This window comes from Alteromonas sp. ALT199 (assembly GCF_018619335.1).
Taxonomy (GTDB): domain Bacteria; phylum Pseudomonadota; class Gammaproteobacteria; order Enterobacterales; family Alteromonadaceae; genus Alteromonas.
Map to the genome: position 1 here is coordinate 1 of NZ_JAHHDX010000053.1, position 1554 is coordinate 1554.

The 1554-nt window shown below is 41.1% G+C and carries 2 protein-coding genes; one reads left to right on the forward strand and one right to left on the reverse strand.

The genetic code is table 11. The features are described 5' to 3' along the window. The first annotated feature begins 151 nt into the window (after positions 1–151). The gene (locus KL866_RS05725; protein ID WP_214993899.1) at positions 152–1102 is read left to right on the forward strand and encodes an IS110 family transposase; all 951 of its coding nucleotides are present in this window, start codon (positions 152–154) and stop codon (positions 1100–1102) included. A gap of 27 nt (positions 1103–1129) precedes the next feature. Here the strand turns inward: KL866_RS05725 and KL866_RS05730 are convergent, their stop codons facing one another. After that, the gene (locus tag KL866_RS05730; RefSeq protein WP_214993901.1) at positions 1130–1441 is read right to left on the reverse strand and encodes a hypothetical protein; all 312 of its coding nucleotides are present in this window, start codon (positions 1439–1441) and stop codon (positions 1130–1132) included. Positions 1442–1554 lie beyond the last annotated feature (113 nt).

The window sequence follows — 1554 nt, forward strand, 5'->3', positions numbered from 1 at the left end:
CAAAGTTGGCTGTGTAGTAGTTCGATTAAGCGAAGGCTCCTCAGTTGAGAGACCGATAACAAACATGAACACCACACAGCGCTCCAAGCAACATACTCGAATAGTCGACTGGGCCTCGAGCTCGCATTTAGCAAACCAGAGTTAGCTTATTATGAAAAAAACAGTAGTGCAAAACATAAACGTGGGTGTAGATGTAGGTAAAGATTGTCTAGATATCCACATTCGTCCTTTCGATGAATACTTTAAAGTGACCAACGATAAAAAAGGTATTGCAGAAGCCATCAAGAGATTGAAGACGTTTACTCTTCAACGTGTGACAATCGAAGCAACAGGCCGTTACGAAATGGCTTTTATCACGGCGTGTTCAAAAGCCAATATCCCGTTTAGCGTGGTGAACCCGGTGCATGTTAAACGCTTTGCTGGTGCCATAGGTCGCAAAGCTAAAACTGATAAATTAGATGCCGCATTGATTGCCCACTTTAGTGAGGTGATACAACCCTCCCTATCGACGCTCAAGCCAGACAGCATGCAGAAAATGGCTGATGTCGTAGCTCGAAGGAATCAGCTTCTAGAGATGCAGACTCGTGAAAAGAATCGGCTTCAAATTATGCCAAAGAGCGTTCAACCGAGCATCAAAGCAATACTCACTGTATTGAAAAAGCAAATCCAACAAATGGATGATGAGCTAGCGCAATTAATTCAACACTGCCCCGAATACAAAGCAAAAAGCGACCTTGTTCAAAGTATGCCTGGCATAGGCAAAGTCTCTGCGGCTGCGCTTATCAGTTATCTACCGGAATTGGGCTTAATGAATAGTAAACAAGTGGCAGCACTCGTTGGCGTAGCGCCTATGAACAAAGAAAGTGGCCGATATAAAGGAAAGCAAGTTACCCAAGGAGGTCGACACCAAGTTCGCACAGTATTGTTTATGGCAATGATGTCAGCGATGCAATGCAACGCAAAATTTAAAATAGTCTATGAGCGTTTAGTTACGGCTGGCAAACCTAAAAAAGTAGCGATAATTGCCTGTGTACGGAAGATGGTTGTGATACTAAATTCAATGGTTAGAGATGGCGTCATGTGGGAAGAAAAAACAGTTTAAATTTAGGGTTGACGCCATAGTCGTTTGTTATACATTTTCAGCATTTTTCAATAAAACCTTGAGTGATACTGACTTCCAATTTGCACATGGCGCCCAAATAGTGCCTTTTTTGTTGCCATTGTTGTAAGAGCCAATAAACCTTGTTGAATCTACCATTGCAGCGTCTAGATCTATATAAGCGATTACATAACCATTCTTGGTTAAATAGCTTACTTCTGAAGTGACCACTTTTTCAATTGATATGACCAAGCTATCAATAAACATCGGCTCTTCGGCGAAGTCAGATACAGGAAAAACAATTTTATATCTATTTTCTTTTTCTTTAACTGCATAAGGCACGAAACCTTCGTTTAGTTTTGAGGTGCAAGCAGCAGATGCAGCTGAAAAAAGAAAGAACGAAATCAATAAAAGGCGCATAAGCAATTCAAGATGTATAACTTTTCAATAACGGG

Excerpts from the sequence above, each read along its gene's own strand:
- KL866_RS05725 (WP_214993899.1), top strand. The coding sequence starts at position 152 with ATGAAAAAAACAGTAGTGCAAAACATAAACGTGGGTGTAGATGTAGGT.